Annotated in this window: 12 protein-coding genes; 3 read left to right on the forward strand and 9 right to left on the reverse strand. The window is 71.2% G+C overall.

What is annotated here, in order from left to right; translation table 11 throughout:
• Positions 1-153: 153 nt before the first annotated feature.
• Entirely contained in the window at positions 154-1,887 is a 1,734-nt protein-coding gene (locus tag ACF08W_RS09790; protein ID WP_392278968.1) for an ABC transporter ATP-binding protein, read from the forward strand.
• A complete protein-coding gene (locus tag ACF08W_RS09795) occupies positions 1,887-3,818 on the forward strand; it encodes an ABC transporter ATP-binding protein (protein WP_352275172.1) in 1,932 nt (643 codons plus the stop codon). Before ACF08W_RS09790 ends, ACF08W_RS09795 begins: the two co-directional genes overlap by 1 nt.
• A 70-nt stretch (positions 3,819-3,888) precedes the next feature.
• Here ACF08W_RS09795 and ACF08W_RS09800 read toward each other — a convergent pair whose 3' ends face one another.
• The 4 genes from ACF08W_RS09800 to ACF08W_RS09815 all read right to left on the reverse strand — a co-directional run bounded on the left by ACF08W_RS09800 (position 3,889) and on the right by ACF08W_RS09815 (position 9,881).
• Positions 3,889-4,965 (reverse strand): RNA polymerase sigma factor, encoded by a 1,077-nt coding sequence (locus ACF08W_RS09800; RefSeq protein WP_392279065.1) that lies wholly within the window; start codon positions 4,963-4,965, stop codon positions 3,889-3,891.
• A 213-nt stretch (positions 4,966-5,178) separates the two neighbouring features.
• Complete coding sequence (dnaG, locus tag ACF08W_RS09805) at positions 5,179-7,086, reverse strand: DNA primase (RefSeq protein ID WP_352275174.1); 1,908 nt, start codon at positions 7,084-7,086, stop codon at positions 5,179-5,181.
• Positions 7,087-7,165: 79 nt separating this feature from the next.
• Complete coding sequence (locus ACF08W_RS09810; RefSeq protein ID WP_392278969.1) at positions 7,166-8,425, reverse strand: NAD(P)/FAD-dependent oxidoreductase; 1,260 nt, start codon at positions 8,423-8,425, stop codon at positions 7,166-7,168.
• A gap of 154 nt (positions 8,426-8,579) precedes the next feature.
• Positions 8,580-9,881 carry a deoxyguanosinetriphosphate triphosphohydrolase gene (locus ACF08W_RS09815; protein ID WP_385204388.1) on the reverse strand — a complete coding sequence of 434 codons (1,302 nt, stop codon included), beginning with the start codon at positions 9,879-9,881 and terminating at the stop codon, positions 8,580-8,582.
• 179 nt (positions 9,882-10,060) lie between these two features.
• Between ACF08W_RS09815 and ACF08W_RS09820 the strand changes: the two genes are divergently transcribed.
• Entirely contained in the window at positions 10,061-10,741 is a 681-nt protein-coding gene (locus tag ACF08W_RS09820; protein WP_392278970.1) for a vancomycin high temperature exclusion protein, read from the forward strand.
• 7 nt (positions 10,742-10,748) lie between these two features.
• Here the strand turns inward: ACF08W_RS09820 and ACF08W_RS09825 are convergent, their stop codons facing one another.
• From ACF08W_RS09825 to ACF08W_RS09845, 5 genes are all read right to left on the reverse strand, one after another.
• Positions 10,749-11,360: an NADPH-dependent FMN reductase gene (locus tag ACF08W_RS09825; protein ID WP_392278971.1), complete on the reverse strand. Its 612-nt coding sequence runs from the start codon at positions 11,358-11,360 to the stop codon at positions 10,749-10,751.
• 125 nt (positions 11,361-11,485) lie between these two features.
• The gene (locus tag ACF08W_RS09830) at positions 11,486-13,168 is read right to left on the reverse strand and encodes an ABC transporter family substrate-binding protein (RefSeq protein WP_385204380.1); all 1,683 of its coding nucleotides are present in this window, start codon (positions 13,166-13,168) and stop codon (positions 11,486-11,488) included.
• Between the two features lie 60 nt (positions 13,169-13,228).
• Entirely contained in the window at positions 13,229-15,313 is a 2,085-nt protein-coding gene (locus ACF08W_RS09835) for a dipeptide ABC transporter ATP-binding protein (RefSeq protein ID WP_392278972.1), read from the reverse strand.
• The gene (locus tag ACF08W_RS09840; RefSeq protein WP_385204374.1) at positions 15,310-16,224 is read right to left on the reverse strand and encodes an ABC transporter permease; all 915 of its coding nucleotides are present in this window, start codon (positions 16,222-16,224) and stop codon (positions 15,310-15,312) included. Before ACF08W_RS09840 ends, ACF08W_RS09835 begins: the two co-directional genes overlap by 4 nt.
• A 1-nt stretch (position 16,225) precedes the next feature.
• Positions 16,226-17,209, reverse strand: coding sequence for an ABC transporter permease (locus ACF08W_RS09845; RefSeq protein ID WP_392278973.1), 984 nt, complete (start codon positions 17,207-17,209; stop codon positions 16,226-16,228).
• Between the last annotated feature and the right edge of the window lie 276 nt (positions 17,210-17,485).

Below are 17,485 nucleotides of genomic sequence, written 5' to 3' on the forward strand. Positions count from 1 at the left end.
CGGCAGGGTCGCGTACGCCGGTGGAGTACCTCGTCCCACTTGTGTACTCGGTCTGTTTTTTGACCTGGTCTTGAGTAAAAACGGTCGCGGCCCCCGTAGCCGGTACCGGAAGATGGATCGACTCCCGACCTCTGCCGACTCCGAGAGACACGCGTGCTCATAAAACTCCTGCGGGCCCATCTCGGCCCGTACAGAAAGCCGATCCTGCTGCTGGTCGTGCTCCAGCTGCTCCAGACCTGCGCCAGCCTCTATCTGCCCACCCTGAACGCCGACATCATCGACAACGGTGTCGTGAAGGGTGACACGAACTACATCCTGGAGTTCGGCGGCATCATGATCGCCGTCAGCATCGGCCAGGTGGTCTGCAACATGGGCGCCGTCTTCTACGGCGCCCGTACCGCTTCCGCGCTCGGCCGTGACGTCCGGGCGGCGATCTTCGACCGGGTGCAGTCGTTCTCCTCGCGCGAGGTCGGGCGGTTCGGGGCGCCCTCACTGATCACCCGCACCACCAACGACGTCCAGCAGGTCCAGATGCTGGTGCTGATGACGTTCACGCTGATGGTGTCGGCGCCGATCATGTGTGTCGGCGGCATCGTGATGGCGCTCGGCCAGGACGTGCCGCTGTCGGCGGTGCTGCTGGCGGTGGTGCCGGTCCTCGGTATCGCGGTGAGTCTGATCGTGAAGCGGATGCGTCCGCTGTTCCGCACGATGCAGGAGCGGCTCGACACGGTGAACCGGGTGCTGCGCGAGCAGATCACCGGCAACCGCGTCATCCGGGCCTTCGTCCGGGACGGGTACGAGGAGGAGCGGTTCCGCGGTTCCAACACCGAGCTGACCGATGTGGCCCTGTCCACCGGCCGGTTGATGGCGCTGATGTTCCCGACCGTGATGACGGTGGTCAACGTCTCGTCGATCGCCGTGCTCTGGTTCGGCGCCCAGCGCATCGACAGCGGCGGCATGCAGATCGGCGCGCTGACCGCCTTCCTCGCCTATCTGATGCAGATCGTCATGTCGGTGATGATGGCCACCTTCATGTTCATGATGGTGCCGCGCGCCGAGGTGTGCGCCGAGCGCATCCAGGAGGTCCTGGAGACCGAGTCCAGCGTGGTCCCGCCGGTGAAGCCGGTCCGTGAGCTGACGGCCCGCGGCCATCTGGAGGTGCGCGGCGCGGACTTCCGCTACCCGGGAGCCGAGGAGCCGGTGCTGCGCGCGGTGGACCTGGTGGCCCGCCCCGGCGAGACCACCGCGATCATCGGCTCGACCGGCAGCGGGAAGTCGACGCTGCTCGGTCTCGTACCCCGGCTGTTCGACGTGACGGACGGCCAGGTGCTGGTCGACGGCACGGACGTACGGACGCTGGACCCGGCACTGCTGGCGCGGACCGTGAGCCTCGTACCGCAGAAGCCGTACCTGTTCTCCGGAACGGTGGCGTCGAACCTGCGCTACGGGAACCCGGACGCGACCGACGAGGAGCTGTGGCACGCGCTGGAGGTGGCGCAGGCCAAGGAGTTCGTCTCGGCGCTGGAGCACGGTCTGGACGCGCCGATCGCGCAGGGCGGCACCAATGTCTCGGGCGGGCAGCGGCAGCGGCTGGCCATCGCCAGGACGCTGGTGCAGCGGCCGGAGATCTACCTCTTCGACGACTCGTTCTCCGCGCTCGACTACGCCACCGACGCCGCGCTGCGCGGCGCGCTGACGCGGGAGACGGCCGAGGCGACCGTGGTGATCGTGGCCCAGCGGGTCTCCACCATCCGCGACGCCGACCGCATCCTGGTGCTCGACGAGGGCCGGGTCGTCGGCTCGGGCACCCATCGCGAGCTGATGGACGGCAACGAAACGTACCGGGAGATCGTGCTCTCCCAGCTGACGGAAGCGGAGGCCGCGTAATGGCCGGGCCTGGCGGACGCATGATGGCGGGCGGAGCGCCGACCGACCGGTCGATGGACTTCAAGGGGTCCTCGAAGCGGCTGTTGAAGCGCTTCGCGACGGAGAAGACCTCGCTGTACGTGATGCTGGTGGCCTGCGCGCTGAGCGTCGGCCTGTCGGTGGTCGGGCCGAAGATCCTCGGCCGGGCGACCGACCTGATCTTCGCCGGGGTCGTCGGCCGGCAGATGCCCGCGGGGACGACCAAGGAACAGGCCGTCGAGGGACTGCGGCACAGCAACGGCACGCTGGCCGACATGCTCGCCGGGGTGGACTTCGTCCCTGGTCACGGCATCGACTTCGACGCGGTGCGCGACGTGCTGCTGGTGGCGCTGGCGGTCTACGTCGGCGCCGGTCTGCTGATGCTGGTGGCGACGCGGCTGTCGATCCGGATCATCAACCGGATCATCTTCCAGATGCGCGAGGACATCCAGACGAAGCTGTCGCGGCTGCCGCTGTCGTACTTCGACCGGGCCAAGCGCGGCGAGGTGCTCAGCCGGGCGACCAACGACATCGACAACATCTCGCAGACGATGCAGCAGACGCTGGGCCAGCTGATCAACTCGCTGCTGACCATCGTCGGCGTGCTGGTCATGATGTTCTGGGTCTCGCCGCTGCTGGCGGTCGTCGCGCTGGTGACGGTGCCGCTCTCGGCGTTCGTGGCCGCGAAGGTCGGCAAGCGCTCGCAGCCGCAGTTCGTGCAGCAGTGGCAGGTGACGGGCAAGCTCAACGCCCACATCGAGGAGATGTACACCGGGCACACGCTGGTGAAGGTCTTCGGCCGGCAGGAGGAGTCCGCCAAGGACTTCGCCGAGCAGAACGAGGCGCTGTACGAGGCCGGGTTCAAGGCGCAGTTCAACAGCGGGATCATGCAGCCGCTGATGATGTTCGTCTCCAACCTGAACTACGTGCTGATCGCCGTCGTGGGTGGTCTGCGGGTGGCCTCGGGGGCGCTGTCGATCGGTGATGTGCAGGCGTTCATCCAGTACTCGCGGCAGTTCTCGATGCCGCTGACCCAGGTCGCCTCGATGGCGAACCTGGTGCAGTCGGGCATCGCCTCGGCGGAGCGGATCTTCGATCTGCTGGACGCCGAGGAGCAGGGCGCCGACCCGGCGCCCGAGGAGCGCGAGCGGCCCGAGGAGCTGCGGGGCAGCGTCTCGCTGGAGAAGGTGTCCTTCCGCTACGAGCCGGAGAAGCCGCTCATCGAGGACCTGTCGCTGAACGTCGAGCCCGGCCACACGGTCGCGATCGTCGGCCCGACCGGCGCCGGGAAGACCACGCTGGTCAACCTGTTGATGCGGTTCTACGAGGTGACGGGCGGCCGGATCACCCTGGACGGCGTCGACGTGGCGCGGATGTCGCGCGACGATCTGCGGCAGGGCATCGGCATGGTCCTCCAGGACACCTGGCTGTTCGGCGGTTCGATCGCGGACAACATCGCGTACGGGGCCTCCCGCGAGGTCACCCGCGAGGAGATCGAGGAGGCGGCGCGGGCGGCCCACGCCGACCGGTTCATCCGTACGCTGCCGGACGGCTACGACACGGTCATCGACGACGAGGGCTCCGGCGTCAGCGCGGGCGAGAAGCAGCTGATCACCATCGCGCGGGCGTTCCTGTCCGACCCGGTGATCCTGGTGCTCGACGAGGCGACCAGCTCGGTCGACACCCGTACCGAGGTGCTGATCCAGAAGGCGATGGCGCGGCTGGCCCACGGCCGTACCAGCTTCGTGATCGCGCACCGGCTCTCCACCATCCGGGACGCCGACGTCATCCTGGTGATGGAGAACGGCTCGATCGTCGAACAGGGCACGCACGACGAGCTGTTGGAGGCCGGTGGCGCCTACGCGCGGCTGTACTCGGCGCAGTTCGCCCAGGCGGTCGCCGAAGTCGACTAGGCCGACGCTTCCTGAGGAAGAGGGAGGGCCCGTACCGGTGGTACGGGCCCTCCCGGCGTCTCCGGCGCCGTCAGTCGAGGTAGCCGCGGAGCTGGTCGGCGTAGGCGTGGTCGCGGAGCTTGGCGAGGGTCTTGGACTCGATCTGGCGGATGCGTTCCCGGGTCACGCCGAAGATCCGGCCGATCTCCTCCAGGGTGCGGGGCCGCCCGTCGTCCAGCCCGTAGCGGAGCTGGACCACCTTCCGTTCGCGCTCGCCCAGGGTGGAGAGCACCGCCTCCAGGTGCTCCCGCAGCAGCAGGAACGCGGCGGACTCGACCGGGGACGCGGCGTCGCCGTCCTCGATGAGGTCGCCGAGGGCGACGTCGTCCTCCTCGCCGACCGGGGCGTGCAGCGAGACCGGTTCCCGGGCGAGGACCAGGATCTCGCCGACCCGTTCCGGGGTGAGGTCGAGCTGTTCGGCGACCTCCTCGGGGGTGGGCTCGTAGCCGCGCTCCTGGAGCATCCGGCGCTGTACGCGGACGACGCGGTTGATCAGCTCGACCACGTGGACCGGGACCCTGATGGTGCGCGCCTGGTCGGCAAGGGCGCGGGACATGGCCTGCCGGATCCACCAGGTCGCGTACGTGGAGAACTTGTAGCCCCGGGCGTAGTCGAACTTCTCCACGGCCCTGATCAGCCCGAGGTTGCCCTCCTGGACCAGGTCGAGCATGGTCAGCCCGCGGCCCACGTAGCGTTTGGCCACGGAGACGACGAGCCGGAGGTTGGCCTCGATGAGGCGGCGCTTGGCCGTGCGCCCCATCACGACCAGCCGGTCCAGGTCGACGGCGAGCCGGGTGTCCAGGTCGGGGGCGCCCGCCAGCCGTTCCTCGGCGAAGAGCCCGGCCTCGACGCGGCGGGCCAGCTCCACCTCGTCCTCGGCACTGAGCAGGGGGATCCGGCCGATCTCCCGCAGGTACTGGCGGAAGAGGTCGGAGGACGGCCCGGTGGTCTCCGCTCCACGTCCGCGCCGGGGCCCGGACGCCCCGGGTGCCTCGCGCGGCCCGGGCTCGTCCGGCGGTTCCGCCGCGGTCTCCGGATGGCGTACGGCCCGGTTCTGCGCGGGGATGGCCGAGACGTGCTCGGTCGTGGTCGGGGTCCGGGTCTGCACGGGGGCGACCTCCAGGTGATCGCTGCCGGGCCGCGGCGGGGAGGCCCACCGCTGGGTGGACCGGCCGCGCTCCGATGTCTCAGGCACCGCCACCAGTGTGGGGGAAGACATCTCTCCGCCACGAGGGGCGTGCGGCGACTTTCTGAGTCCGTCCCGTGACCGCCGGTGAGGACGGTCCCGCTCCCCGGCGCTCCCGCTCGCCGGCGCTCCCGCTCAGAGCGCGGCGGCCCCGTGGCTGCGCAGGGACTGGGCGTACTGCTGGAGGACCCAGACCTCGTTCTGCGCGGCGGCCAGGTGGTCGGGGGCGACGTTGCTGCCGAGGCGGGCGAGGCTGCCCTGGACGTCGCCGATACGACGGTCGACGGCGCGCAGCCGGACCTGGACGAGCTGGATGCCCGCGTAGGTCTCGTCGATGGACTTGCCGCGGAACACCTCGACGGCGAGCTCGGTGACCAGGCTGCGCACGGAGTCGTCGGGGGCGGCGTCCAGTACGGCGGCCAGGTACTCCCGGGCCTCGGCCAGGCCGCGCTCCGCGCCGCCCGCCTCCTCGATGCACCGGCGCACCGCCGCGTAGGGCGGGGCGGTGAACTCGTCCTCGCCGTAGGCGTCGAAGGCCGGGGAGACCAGCTCGGGGCGCTGGAGGGCGAGCTTCAGCAGCTCCCGCTCGGTGTGGAACGCGGGGCTGCGGAGGTGGAGCGCCGGGCCGGAGGGGCCTCGGGGCGCCGGTGGGGCGGACTGCTGCTGCTCGCGGCGGGCGGGGGCGCGGCCCCGGTCGCCCCGCTCCCCGCGGTCTCGGGCCCAGCGGGCGAACTGGGCGACGCGGTGGACGACGAACTCCTGGTCCAGGATGCCGACGAGGCCGGCGAGCTGGACGGCGACCTCCCGCTGGATGCTCAGCGTCTTGATCTTGGCGACGACGGGGGCCGCCTCGTCGAGCGCGGCGGCCCGGCCCGCCGGGGTCTCCAGGTCGTACCGGGCGACGATCTGGCGGAGCGCGAACTCGAAGAGCGGGGTGCGGGGCTCGACCAGCTCGCGGACGGCCTCGTCGCCCTTGACCAGGCGCAGGTCGCAGGGGTCCATGCCGTCCGGGGCGATCGCGATGTACGTCTCCGCGGCGAACTTCTGGTCGTCCTCGAAGGCGCGCAGGGCGGCCTTCTGGCCGGCCGCGTCACCGTCGAACGTGAAGATCACCCGGGCGCTGCCGTTGTCCATGAGGAGGCGGCGGAGGATCTTGATGTGGTCGCCGCCGAAGGCGGTGCCGCAGGTGGCGATGGCGGTGGTGATCCCGGCGAGATGGCAGGCCATGACGTCGGTGTAGCCCTCGACGACCACGGCCCGGCTGGCCTTCGCGATGTCCTTCTTCGCGAGGTCGATGCCGTAGAGCACCTGGGACTTCTTGTAGATCGCGGTCTCGGGGGTGTTGAGGTACTTGGGGCCGTTGTCGTCCTCGCGGAGCTTGCGGGCGCCGAAGCCGACGATGTCGCCGGAGGTGTCGCTGATCGGCCACATCAGGCGGCCGCGGAAGCGGTCGATGGGGCCGCGGCGGCCGTCCTGGGAGAGGCCGGAGGCGATCAGCTCCTTGTCGCTGAAGCCCTTGCCGCGCAGGTAGCGGGTGAGGTGGTCCCAGCCGGCCGGGCTGTAGCCGACGCCGAAGTGGGCGGCGGCGGCCTGGTCGAACCCGCGCTCGGCGAGGAACGTGCGGCCGATCTCGGCCTCGGGCCCCTCCAGCTGCCGGGTGTAGAACTCGGCGGCCGCCTTGTGCGCCTCGACCAGCCTGATGCGCTCGCCGCGCTGGTGGGAGGGGTTGTAGCCGCCCTCCTCGTAGCGCAGGGTGATGCCCGCCTTGGCGGCGAGGCGCTCGACCGTCTCGGAGAAGGAGAGATGGTCGATCTTCATCACGAAGGCGATCGTGTCCCCGCCCTCCTGGCAGCCGAAGCAGTGGAAGAGTCCCTTGCTCGGACTGACCTGGAAGGAGGGTGACTTCTCGTCGTGGAACGGGCAGAGGCCCTTGAGGTTGCCGCCGCCCGCGTTGCGCAGCTGGAGGTACTCGGACACGACGGCGTCGATCGGGACCGCGTCCCGTACCGCCTTCACATCGTCGTCATTGATCCTGCCTGCCACGAGTGAATTCTACGGGTGAGGTGCGACAGTCCTGCCGCCCGCCGTGGACCGGCCCCGCGCACGGGGCCGTCGGCCCGGCTCAGGCCAGGGACTCCAGGGGTACGGACGGGTCCCCCAGGGCCTCGGGGTCGGTCTGGCGGCCGGACCTGATCAGTGCCTGGACGGGCTCGGTGACGTCCCACACATTGACGTTCATCCCGGCCAGCACCCGCTGGTCCTTCAGCCAGAAGGCGATGAACTCCCGCTTTCCGGTGTCGCCCCGGACCACCACCTGGTCGTAGCTGCCGGGCGGCGCCCAGCCGGAGTATTCGAGGCCGAGGTCGTACTGGTCGGAGAAGAAGTACGGCACCCGGTCGTAGCTGACCTCCTGGCCGAGCATGGCGCGGGCCGCGGCCGGGCCGCCGTTCAGCGCGTTGGCCCAGTGCTCCACCCGCAGCCGGGTGGAGAACAGCGGATGGGCGACGTTGGCGACGTCCCCGGCGGCGAAGATGTGCGGGTCGCTGGTGCGCAGCGAGGCGTCGACGGCGATGCCGCCGCCGTCCGCGCGCGGGGCCATGGCGAGCCCGGCGGTCTCGGCCAGGGCGGTGCGGGGGGCGGCGCCGATCGCGGCGAGCACGTCGTGGGCGGGGTGCTCCTCGCCGTCGTCGGTGCGGACGGCGAGGACCAGGCCGTCCTGGCCGATGATCTCGGTGAGGCGGACGCCGAAGTGGAAGCGGACGCCGTGGTCGCTGTGGAGGTCGGTGAAGAGCTGGCCGAGCTCGGGGCCCAGCACCCGGTGGAGCGGGGTCGGCTCCGGCTCCATGACGGTGACCTCGGCGCCGTAGCCGCGGGCCGCCGCCGCGACCTCCAGGCCGATCCAGCCGGCCCCGGAGATCACCAGGTGGCCGTTGTCGCGGCCCAGTGCGGAGAGCACGTTGCGCAGCCGGTCGGCGTGGGCGAGGCGGCGCAGGTGGTGGACGCCGGCCAGGTCCGTGCCGGGGATCTGGAGGCGGCGCGGCTCGGCCCCGGTGGCGAGCAGCAGCTTGTCGTAGTGGACGACGGTGCCGTCGCCGAGCCGGACGGTGCGGGCCTTGCGGTCGAGGGCGGTGACCGGCTGGCCCAGGTGCAGTTCGATCTCGGCGCCCGCGTACCAGGCGGGTTCGTGGACGAAGACGCTGCCCCGTTCATCCTTGCCGGTCAGGTAGCCCTTGGAGAGCGGGGGCCGTTCGTAGGGATGGTCGCGTTCGTCGCCGAGCAGGATCACCCGGCCGCTGAATCCCTCCGTCCGGAGCGTCTCGGCCGCCTTGGCTCCGGCCAGTCCTCCGCCGACGATGACGAACGTCTGGTGTGCGTCGACCACGTGATGCCTCCTCGGTGCTTGCTGCGCTCCGCCGCCTGCGAGCCTCCCGCACGCGGCGTGATGGCGGTAGGGGTGTACCCGGTCACCAGTCTGGTGGGACCGGGGCGCCGGGCGGGGCACGGCACGCGAGCCCGGCCCGACGGGGACGGATTGGTCAGGCGAGCGCCGCGTGCAGGGAGCGGGCGGAGGCGTCGGTGAGGGAGGCGATCTGGTCGACCAGGACGCGTTTGCGGGCGGTGTCGTCACGGGCGGCGTCGAAGAGCGCCCGGAACTGCGGTTCCAGCCCCTCGGGGGCGCTGGCGGTCAGGGCGGCGGCCAGCTCGGCGATGACGACCCGCTGCTCGGCGCGGACCGCCTCCTGCTCGGCGCGGCGCATCACGTACCGGTCGGCGACCGCCTTGAGCACCGCGCACTCCAGGCGGGCCTCGCGGGGGACGACCAGCTCGGCGGTGTAGCGGCCGAGGCGGCCGGTTCCGTACGCCCGGCGGGTGGCGCGTTCGGCCGCGAGGCAGAACCGGCCGATCAGCTGGCTGGTGGCGTCCTTGAGCCGGGCCTGGGCGACAGCCGTCCCGTCGTAGCCGCGCGGCCACCACTCCTGGGCGGTGAGCCGGTCCAGCGCCTCGGTCAGCTCGGCCGGGTCGGTGTCGGCCGGTACGTAGCGGCCGAGGGCGACCGCGGGGATGCCGTCGCGCTCGGAGGGGGCGCAGAGCCGGTCGGGGTCGATGTGCCCGGCGTGCAGCCCGTCCTCGAAGTCGTGCACGGAGTAGGCGACGTCGTCGGACCAGTCCATGACCTGGGCCTCGAAGCAGGTGCGGTGTCCGGGCGCGCCCTTGCGGGCCCAGGTGAAGACCGGGAGGTCGTCCTCGTAGACCCCGAACTTCGGGGAGCCGGGGTCGGTGGGGTGTCCGCCGCGGGGCCAGGGGTACTTGGTGGCGGCGTCCAGGGCGGCGCGGGTCAGGTTGAGGCCGACGCTGACCGGTTCGCCGGTGCGGGTGTCGGGGACGAAGCGCTTGGGCTCGATCCGGGTCAGCAGGCGCAGCGACTGGGCGTTGCCCTCGAAGCCCCCGCAGTCCGACGCGAAGTCGTTGAGCGCCTGTTCGCCGTTGTGCCCGAAGGGCGGATGGCCCAGGTCGTGGGCGAGGCAGGCCGTCTCGACCAGGTCGGGGTCGCAGCCGAGGGCGGCGCCGAGCTCCCGGCCGACCTGGGCGCATTCGAGGGAGTGGGTGAGCCGGGTGCGCGGGCTGGCGTCCCAGGAGCGGCCGACGGTGCCGGGGGCGACGACCTGGGTCTTTCCGGCGAGCCGTCGCAGCGCGGCGGAGTGCAGTACGCGGGCGCGGTCGCGCTGGAACGCGGTGCGGCCGGGCCGTTTGTCCGGCTCGGTGTCCCAGCGCTCGGTGTCCGCCGGACCGTAGGGTTCCGTGCCGTACGAGCTGTGCGTGCCGTGCGTACCGTCCATGGTTCCGACAGTAGACGGCCGCACCGACAGTGACGCTCCGGGCACTCCAGACGCTCCAGATACTCCGGGGCACTTCGGGCGCTCCGGCACCGGGTTCCGCCCTCTTGTGTCGATTCGAGAACCTTTTCGATCTCCGGATCGTCCATCAGGTCGTAGGGGTGAGGACGGGAGGGTTCGGTATGCGGGTGGGACGGCCCGGGTGGCTGCGGACGCGGCGTGGGCAGCGGCGGGCCGTGCAGGGGGTGATGGTCGCGTGTGTGCTCGGGCTGGCGCCCATGACGTGGACGTACGCGGCCGCCGGCGCCCGGGTCGGGTCGGTCGCGGACGCTCCGTCGCGCCAGGTGGCGGTGGTGTTCGGGGCCGGCCTGTGGCAGGGCAGGCCGTCCCCGTATCTCGCGAACCGGCTGAAGACCGCCGCCCAGCTGTACCGGGACGGGAAGGTGCGGGTCGTGCTGGTGACCGGCGACAACAGCCGCGAGGAGTACGACGAGCCGGACGCCATGCGCACCTACCTCAGGGAGCACGGGGTGCCGGACCGGCGCATCGTGAGCGATTTCGCCGGTTTCGACACCTGGGACTCGTGTGTGCGGGCCAAGAAGATATTCGGGGTCGACCGCGCGGTGCTGGTGAGCCAGGGCTTCCACATCCGCCGGGCGGTCGCCCTCTGCCGGACCGCCGGGATCGACGCGTACGGGGTCGGCGTGGACGCGGTGCACGACGCGACCTGGTACTACGGCGGGACCCGGGAGGTGTTCGCGGCGGGGAAGGCGGCGCTGGACGCGCTCCTCGACCGCGATCCGCACTTCCTGGGCCCGCGCGAGACCGGAATCGTGGAAGCCCTGGGGGCGGACGCGCCCTGACGGGCGGTCAGCCCGTGTAGGGGTGCGTGGCCCTGGCCTCGCGCAGCGCCCTCCCCCACCACAGCAACTGGTCGAGCAGCGCCTTGGCCGCCGCGTCGCTGCCCTCCGGGTCGCGGAGCCCGCCCCCCTCGTCGAAGAGGGCGCCCGCGTTGTGGAAGGAGACGGTCTCGCGGACGGAGACGGCGTGCTGCTCGGCGAAGACCTGCCGCAGGTGCTCGACGGCCCGCAGGCCGCCGGAGACCCCGCCGTACGAGACGAAGCCGACCGGCTTGGCCTGCCATTCGTTCCGGTACCAGTCGATGAGGTTCTTCAGCGGGGCCGGGTAGGAGTGGTTGTACTCGGGGGTGACGACGACGAAGGCGTCGGCCGCCGCCAGCCGGGGCGCGACGGCGTCGAGCCGGGCCTGCGCGTCCGGGGCGGGCCGGAAGGAGATGGCGGTCGGGAGGTCGGCCTCCGCGACGTCGATCAGGTCGGTCTCGATGTCGGGGTGGGCCCCGGTGTGGGTGAGGAGCCAGTCGGCGACGACCGGGGCGAACCGGCCCTCGCGGTTGCTGGCGAGGATGACCGCGACCTTCAGGGGTGCGGTGGCGGGCGTCGTGGGCGCTGTGGTGAGGTCCATGCGAAGAGCTTCGTACCTCAACAAGACTTGAGGTCAAGCCCGTTCGGAGACCGGCCCCCGGACGCGCCGCGCCCCGGTGCGGCCGGGGTGGCCGTACCGGGGCGCGGAGAACCGTGCGTGTGCGGTTACTTCTCCCAGCCGATCGTCTCCGGGAGCGGGCTGTGGAAGATGGTGGCGCCGACGTTGGCCAGGCCCTTCTTCACGCTGTACGTGGACGGCCCGCTGAACAGCGGCAGGAAGGCGTACTGCTGGAGCGCCTCGCGCTCGACCTCGTTGGCGGCCGCGGCCTGCTTGTCGAGGTCGGCGATGCCGAGGACGTCGCGGATCTTCCTGTCCAGCTCCGGGGTGCCGGAACCGGTGATGTTGGAGTCACGGTCGGAGCAGTAGAAGTCGCACAGGTAGCGGGCGCCGTACGGGTCCATGGAGCGGTTCCCGGACAGGAAGAGGTCGAACCTGCGCTCGCTGATGACCTTCGCGAAGTCCGCCGCGTCGGCCTTCTTGACGACCAGTTCGACGCCGACCGGCTTCAGCATCGCGGTGAAGGCACCGGCGATGGCCTTGTCCAGCGGGTCCTCGCCGACGATGGTGTAGCCGACCGTCAGCTTCTTGCCGTCCTTGGCGCGGATGCCGTCGGCGCCGGGCTTCCAGCCGGCCTTGTCGAGGGTCTTCTTCGCCTCGTCCGGCGCGTACGTCAGCACCTTCGAGACGTTGTCCTCGTAGCCCTTCTGGAAGCTGTACAGCACGGCCGAGCCGGGCAGCGGCTCCGTGTAGTCGAGCCCCTGGAACTGGATCTTCGCGATCTGCGAGCGGTCGACGCTCTGCTGGATGGCCTTGCGGACGGCCTGGTCGGCGAGGTTCGCGGACTTGGTGTTGAAGTAGAGCGAGTACTCGAAGGGGGAGCCGCCGCTGCGGATCTCCGTCCCCTTCAGCCCCTTGAGCTGCTTGAGGCTCTCGGCGTCGACGGCCGAGGTGTAGTCGAGCTGGCCGTTCTTGAAGGCGTTGACGGCGGCGGTCGACTCCAGGTTGACGTAGACGCGCTTGTCGAGCTTGCCCTTCTTCCCCCACCACTTGGGGTTGCGGACGAAGGTGATGTTGCCGGAGTGGGTGTTCCACTCGCCGACGGTGTACGGGCCCGCGCCCCACTCCGGGTGGGCCTTCTTGACGTACGCCTTGTTGAAGTTGGCGACGGTGGCCGCCTCGGGGTGCAGGAAGGTGCTGAACAGGGTCGACCAGGCGGCGTCGACGCCCTTGAAGGTGATGACGGCCTGCTTGGCGTTCGCGCCCTTGGTCACCGAGGTGATCTGGCTGTAGCCGTCGGTGGTGGAGGCGGCGAAGCCCTTGTCGGAGCCGTTGTTGGCCTTCCAGGTGGCCTCGATGGCGGTCCAGTCGATCGGGGTGCCGTCGTTGAACGTGGCCTTCTCGTTGATCGTCAGGACGACCTTCTGGTTGCCGCCCTCGGTGGTGACCTTCACATCGCTGTAGTAGTCCGGGTTGTACTGCACCTCGCCGGTGGGCGCGTACGTGATCGCGTCGGCGTTGTACCAGGCCCAGATCCGGGACGCGGTCAGGGTGGCGTTGACGTTGAACGGGTTGCCCTGGTCGTCGAAGGTCCCGGCGCTGGTGTACGTGCCGCCGTCCTTGACCTTGTCGTACGGAACGGGGTTGTAGTCGGTCACGGACGAGGCGGCCTTGGGGGCGTCCTTGCCCGCCGCGCCGCCCCCGCCCTTCCCGGACGAGGAGTCGCACGCGGTGGCCGCGACCGAGACGGCGGCGACGAGGGCGAGGGGCAGGGCGAGTCTTGCGCGCATGGCGGAGGAGTTCCTTACTGGTTCGGTGGTGGGGGGCGTGTTCAGGGGGTGCGGGCGGGTTCAGACGGCGTGGCAGGCGTACCGGTGGCCGGGGCGCGTGGCCACCTCCGTGGTGGCGGGGCGCTCGGTGCGGCAGCGGGCCCGCACGTCCTCGTCGGCGAGGCGGTACAGCGGGCAGCGGTCGACGAAGACGCAGCCGGCCGGCGGGCGGGTGGCGCTGGGCTGCTCGCCCTGGAGCACGATCCGTTCGCGGGCCCGTTCCCGCCCCGGGTCGGGCACCGGGATCGCCGACAGCAGCGCCCGGGTGTAGGGGTGCCGGGGGTCGGAGAAGATCGCCTCGGTCTCGCCGGTCTCGACGATGTGCCCGAGGTACATCACCGCGATCCGGTCGGAGACGTACCGGACCACGGCCAGGTCGTGGGCGACCACCAGGTAGGCGAGGCCGAGTTCGCGCCGGAGCCGGGCCAGCAGATTGATCACCCCGGCCTGTACGGACACGTCCAGCGCCGACAGCGGCTCGTCGAGCGCGAGCAGCTTCGGCTCGGTGGCCAGGGCCCGGGCGATGCCGATCCGCTGGCGCTGGCCGCCGGAGAGCGCGGCCGGGAAGCGGCCGCCCACCGAGGGGTCGAGGCCGACCAGCGCGAGGAGTTCGCGGACCCGGGCGGTGATCGTCTCCCGGTCCTTCCCGGCCGCCCGGAGCGGTTCGGCGAGGAGTTCGAAGACGGGCAGTCGCGGGTTCAGGGCCCCGAGCGGGTCCTGCATGACGATCTGTACGTCCTGCCGCAGCTCCCGGGCGCGGGCGGCGGACTCGGCCGTGCCGGTCTCGGTGCCGGAGACCTCGATCCGGCCGCTCTCGGGCCGCTTCAGCCTCAGGACCTCCATCAGGGTGGTGGTCTTGCCGCTGCCCGACTCGCCGACCAGGCCGAGGGTCTCCCCGGCGCGCAGCTCGAAGCTCACCCCGTTGACGGCGTGCAGGGTGCCGACCCGGCGCCGGAGCAGCGCGCCCTTGGTGACGGGGAAGGTCTTGACCAGGTCCTCGACCCGCAGCACCACCTCGCCGACGGCCGGCTCCCCGGCCGCGTCGGACGGTGTCTCCGGCACGGGGTCCCCGCCGGGGTCCAGGGTCCCGGCGACGATCTCGTCGGCGCGCAGGCAGGCGGCGCGGCCGTGGCCGGTGATCTCGCGGAGGGCGGGCTCCTCGGACCGGCAGGCGTCCTCGACCACGGCGCAGCGGCTCGCGAAGGGGCAGCCCGCCGGGAGGCCCACGAGCACGGGCGGTTCGCCGCCGATCGGGACCAGGGGCCGGTGGACGCCGCTGTCCACGGTGGGCACGGCGGCGAGGAGCCGTGCGGTGTAGGGCATCGCGGGACGGCGGAACAGCTCGTCGACACCGGCCCGTTCCACGACCCGGCCCGCGTACATGACGGCGACGTCGTCGGCGTGGCCGGCCACCACGCCGAGGTCGTGGGTGATGAGGACGAGCCCGGCGCCGGTCTCCCGCTGGGCGAGCCGCAGCACGTCCAGGATCTGGGCCTGCACGGTGACGTCGAGGGCGGTGGTGGGTTCGTCGGCGACGAGCACCGGGGGCCGGTTGGCGATGGCCATCGCGATGACGACGCGCTGGCGCATGCCGCCGGAGAACTCGTGCGGGAAGGACTTGGCCCGGCCCCGGGGGTCGGGGATGCCGACCAGGTCGAGGAGTTCGACCGCCTGTTCCCAGGCGGCCTTCTTCGTCAGGTCCTGGTGGACGCGGAGGGCGTCGGCGAGGAGCCGGCCCACGGAGAAGATCGGGGTGAGCGCGGAGAGCGGGTCCTGGAAGACCATGCCGATGGAGTTGCCGCGGATCGCGGAGAGCTCCTTGTCGCCGAGGCCGACCAGGTCGCGCCCGCCGAGCATCACCTGGCCGCTCACCTCGGCGGAGGCGGGCAGCAGGCCCATCACGGCCATCGCGGTGGCCGACTTCCCGGAGCCGGACTCGCCGACGATGCCGAGGGTGCGGCCGGGCAGCAGGTCGAAGCCGACGCCGCGCACCGCTTCGACGGGCCCGGCCTCCGAGGGGAAGGTGACGCGCAGGTCCCGTACCGAGAGGACCGGTTCGGCGGTGGCGGGAGCGGCCTGGGGCCCGGCCTGGGTGGTGAGGGTCATCGTCGGCCTCCTGCCGCACCGGTCACGGACGTGGGGTCGAGGGCGTCGCGCAGCCCGTCGCCGACGAAGGTCATCGACACGGTGAGCAGCACGACCAGCCCGGCGGGGAAGGCGAAGAGCCAGGGGGCGCTGGTGACGGTGGACGCGCCGTCGGCCAGCATCGTGCCGAGGGAGACGTCCGGGGTCTGGACGCCGAAGCCGAGGAAGGACAGGGCGGTCTCGCTGAGCACGGTCGCCACGACGCCGAGCGTCAGGTTGACGATCAGCAGCGAGCCGAGGTTGGGGATGATGTGGCGCAGGATGATCCGGGAGGCGCGGACACCCATGAACTCGGCGGCCGTCACGTAGTCCCGTTCCCGCAGCGAGGTGGAGACGGACCAGACGACCCGCGCGGTCGACATCCAGCCGAAGACGGTGAGGACGACGATGAGGACCCGCCAGTCCCCGGCCAGCCGGTGGGAGACCAGGGCGAGGATCAGGAACGAGGGGACGACCAGCAGGAAGTGGATGAGGGCGAGGGTCGCCTTCTCCACCCGGCCGCCGAAGTACGCGGCGCTGGAGCCGATGACCGCGGCGACGACGACGGTCAGGACGGAGACGCTCACCGCGATCACCAGGGAGCGCTGGAGCCCGTGGACGGCGGAGGCGTAGACATCGTTGCCGCCCTGGTTGGTGCCGAACCAGTGGGTGGCGCTCGGTGCCTGGGTGAGCGCGGCGAAGTCGACGTCGGAGTACGTGTACGGGGTGAGCAGCCCGCCGAAGGCGCTGAACAGCACCAGCAGCAGGAAGATCACCACGCCGACGACGGCGAACCGGTTGCGCAGGAAGCGTCGCAGGTAGAGCCGGCCGAGGCCCAGGTGGGGCGCGTCCCCGGTCTCCTCGGGGGTTTCGGTCCGAAGGTCTGTCGCCACGTCAGTTCACCCTCACTCGGGGGTCGAGGAAGACGGTGGCGACGTCCGCGAGGATCGCGCCGATCGCGGTGAGGACGGCGGCGAAGGCCGCCGTCGCGACCGTGCCGTGCACGTCGTTCTTGCTGATGGTCTGGATGAAGTAGCGGCCCATGCCGTTCCAGCCGAAGATCGTCTCGGTGATGACGGCGCCGGTGAACATGGCCGGGATGCTGAACGCCACGGAGGTGGCGGTCGGGATGAGCGCGGCGCGCAGGGCGTGTCTGCGGATCGCCCGGGACCGGGTGAGGCCGGTGGCCCGGGCGGTCCGGACGAAGTCCGCGTTGATCGTGTCGAGCAGCAGGGAGCGCTGGGTCAGGTGGTAGCCCACGTAGCCCATGAGCGTCAGGCTCACGGTCGGCAGGATCAGATGCAGCAGCCGGTCGCCGATCGTCGCGAACACCCCTTGTACGTCCGGGGAGTTCTCCCCGGCGACGTAGAGGAAGGTCAGCCCGGCGTGCTGGTTGAGCCAGATGGCCACGAAGACCACGGCGAGCGCGGCGACGGCGGTCGGGACGTTGAAGACCGCGATGGACACGGCCTGGGAGATCCGGTCGGCCCAGCCGTACTGCCGCGAGGCGGTGTACACGGCCAGTCCGACGCCGATGACCACGGAGAGGACCGTGGCGACGATGACCAGCTCCCCGCTGATCAGCGCCCGGTAGCCGATCTCGCCGTTGACGGCGACGCCGGTGGGCGACCGGCCCCAGTCGAAGTGGAGCACCACCGAGGTGAACCAGTCCCACCAGCGGTGCAGCACCGGTTCCTGCGGGCTCAGGTTGTACGGCGCGAGGGCCCGGTCGATCTGCTCCTCGGTACGGACCGGACGCAGCTCCCGGAAGTTCGCCCGCGGGTCCAGGAACCAACTGGCGAGGAAATAGGTGGCGTTGGTCGCGACCACGATCATCAGCAGCCAGCCGGCCGCCTTGCGGGTCACATAGCGGAGCACGTGCGCCACCTCCTCCCCGCGCGCGGAAGGCGCATCTCGGGGATGCCGGATCGAAGGGGCGTGTGCATCTGCGGCGTGGGCTTTCTATGGACGGGCCATGGGCACGAATGTGCGAGTTCCAGCCTGGTTCGCGCCGTCGAGGGACACCAGGTTTCAGCCACTCTCGCCATGCACTCGACATACCGCCGAAGCAATCGGCAACAAAGCGTCACGGAACGCACGGATGCAATCACGCACGGACACGAATCCGCCCCCGCCGAGCCCAGGGGGGCGGGC

Origin of the sequence: Streptomyces sp. NPDC015144, from assembly GCF_043079735.1 — a bacterium.
Lineage (GTDB): Bacteria > Actinomycetota > Actinomycetes > Streptomycetales > Streptomycetaceae > Streptomyces.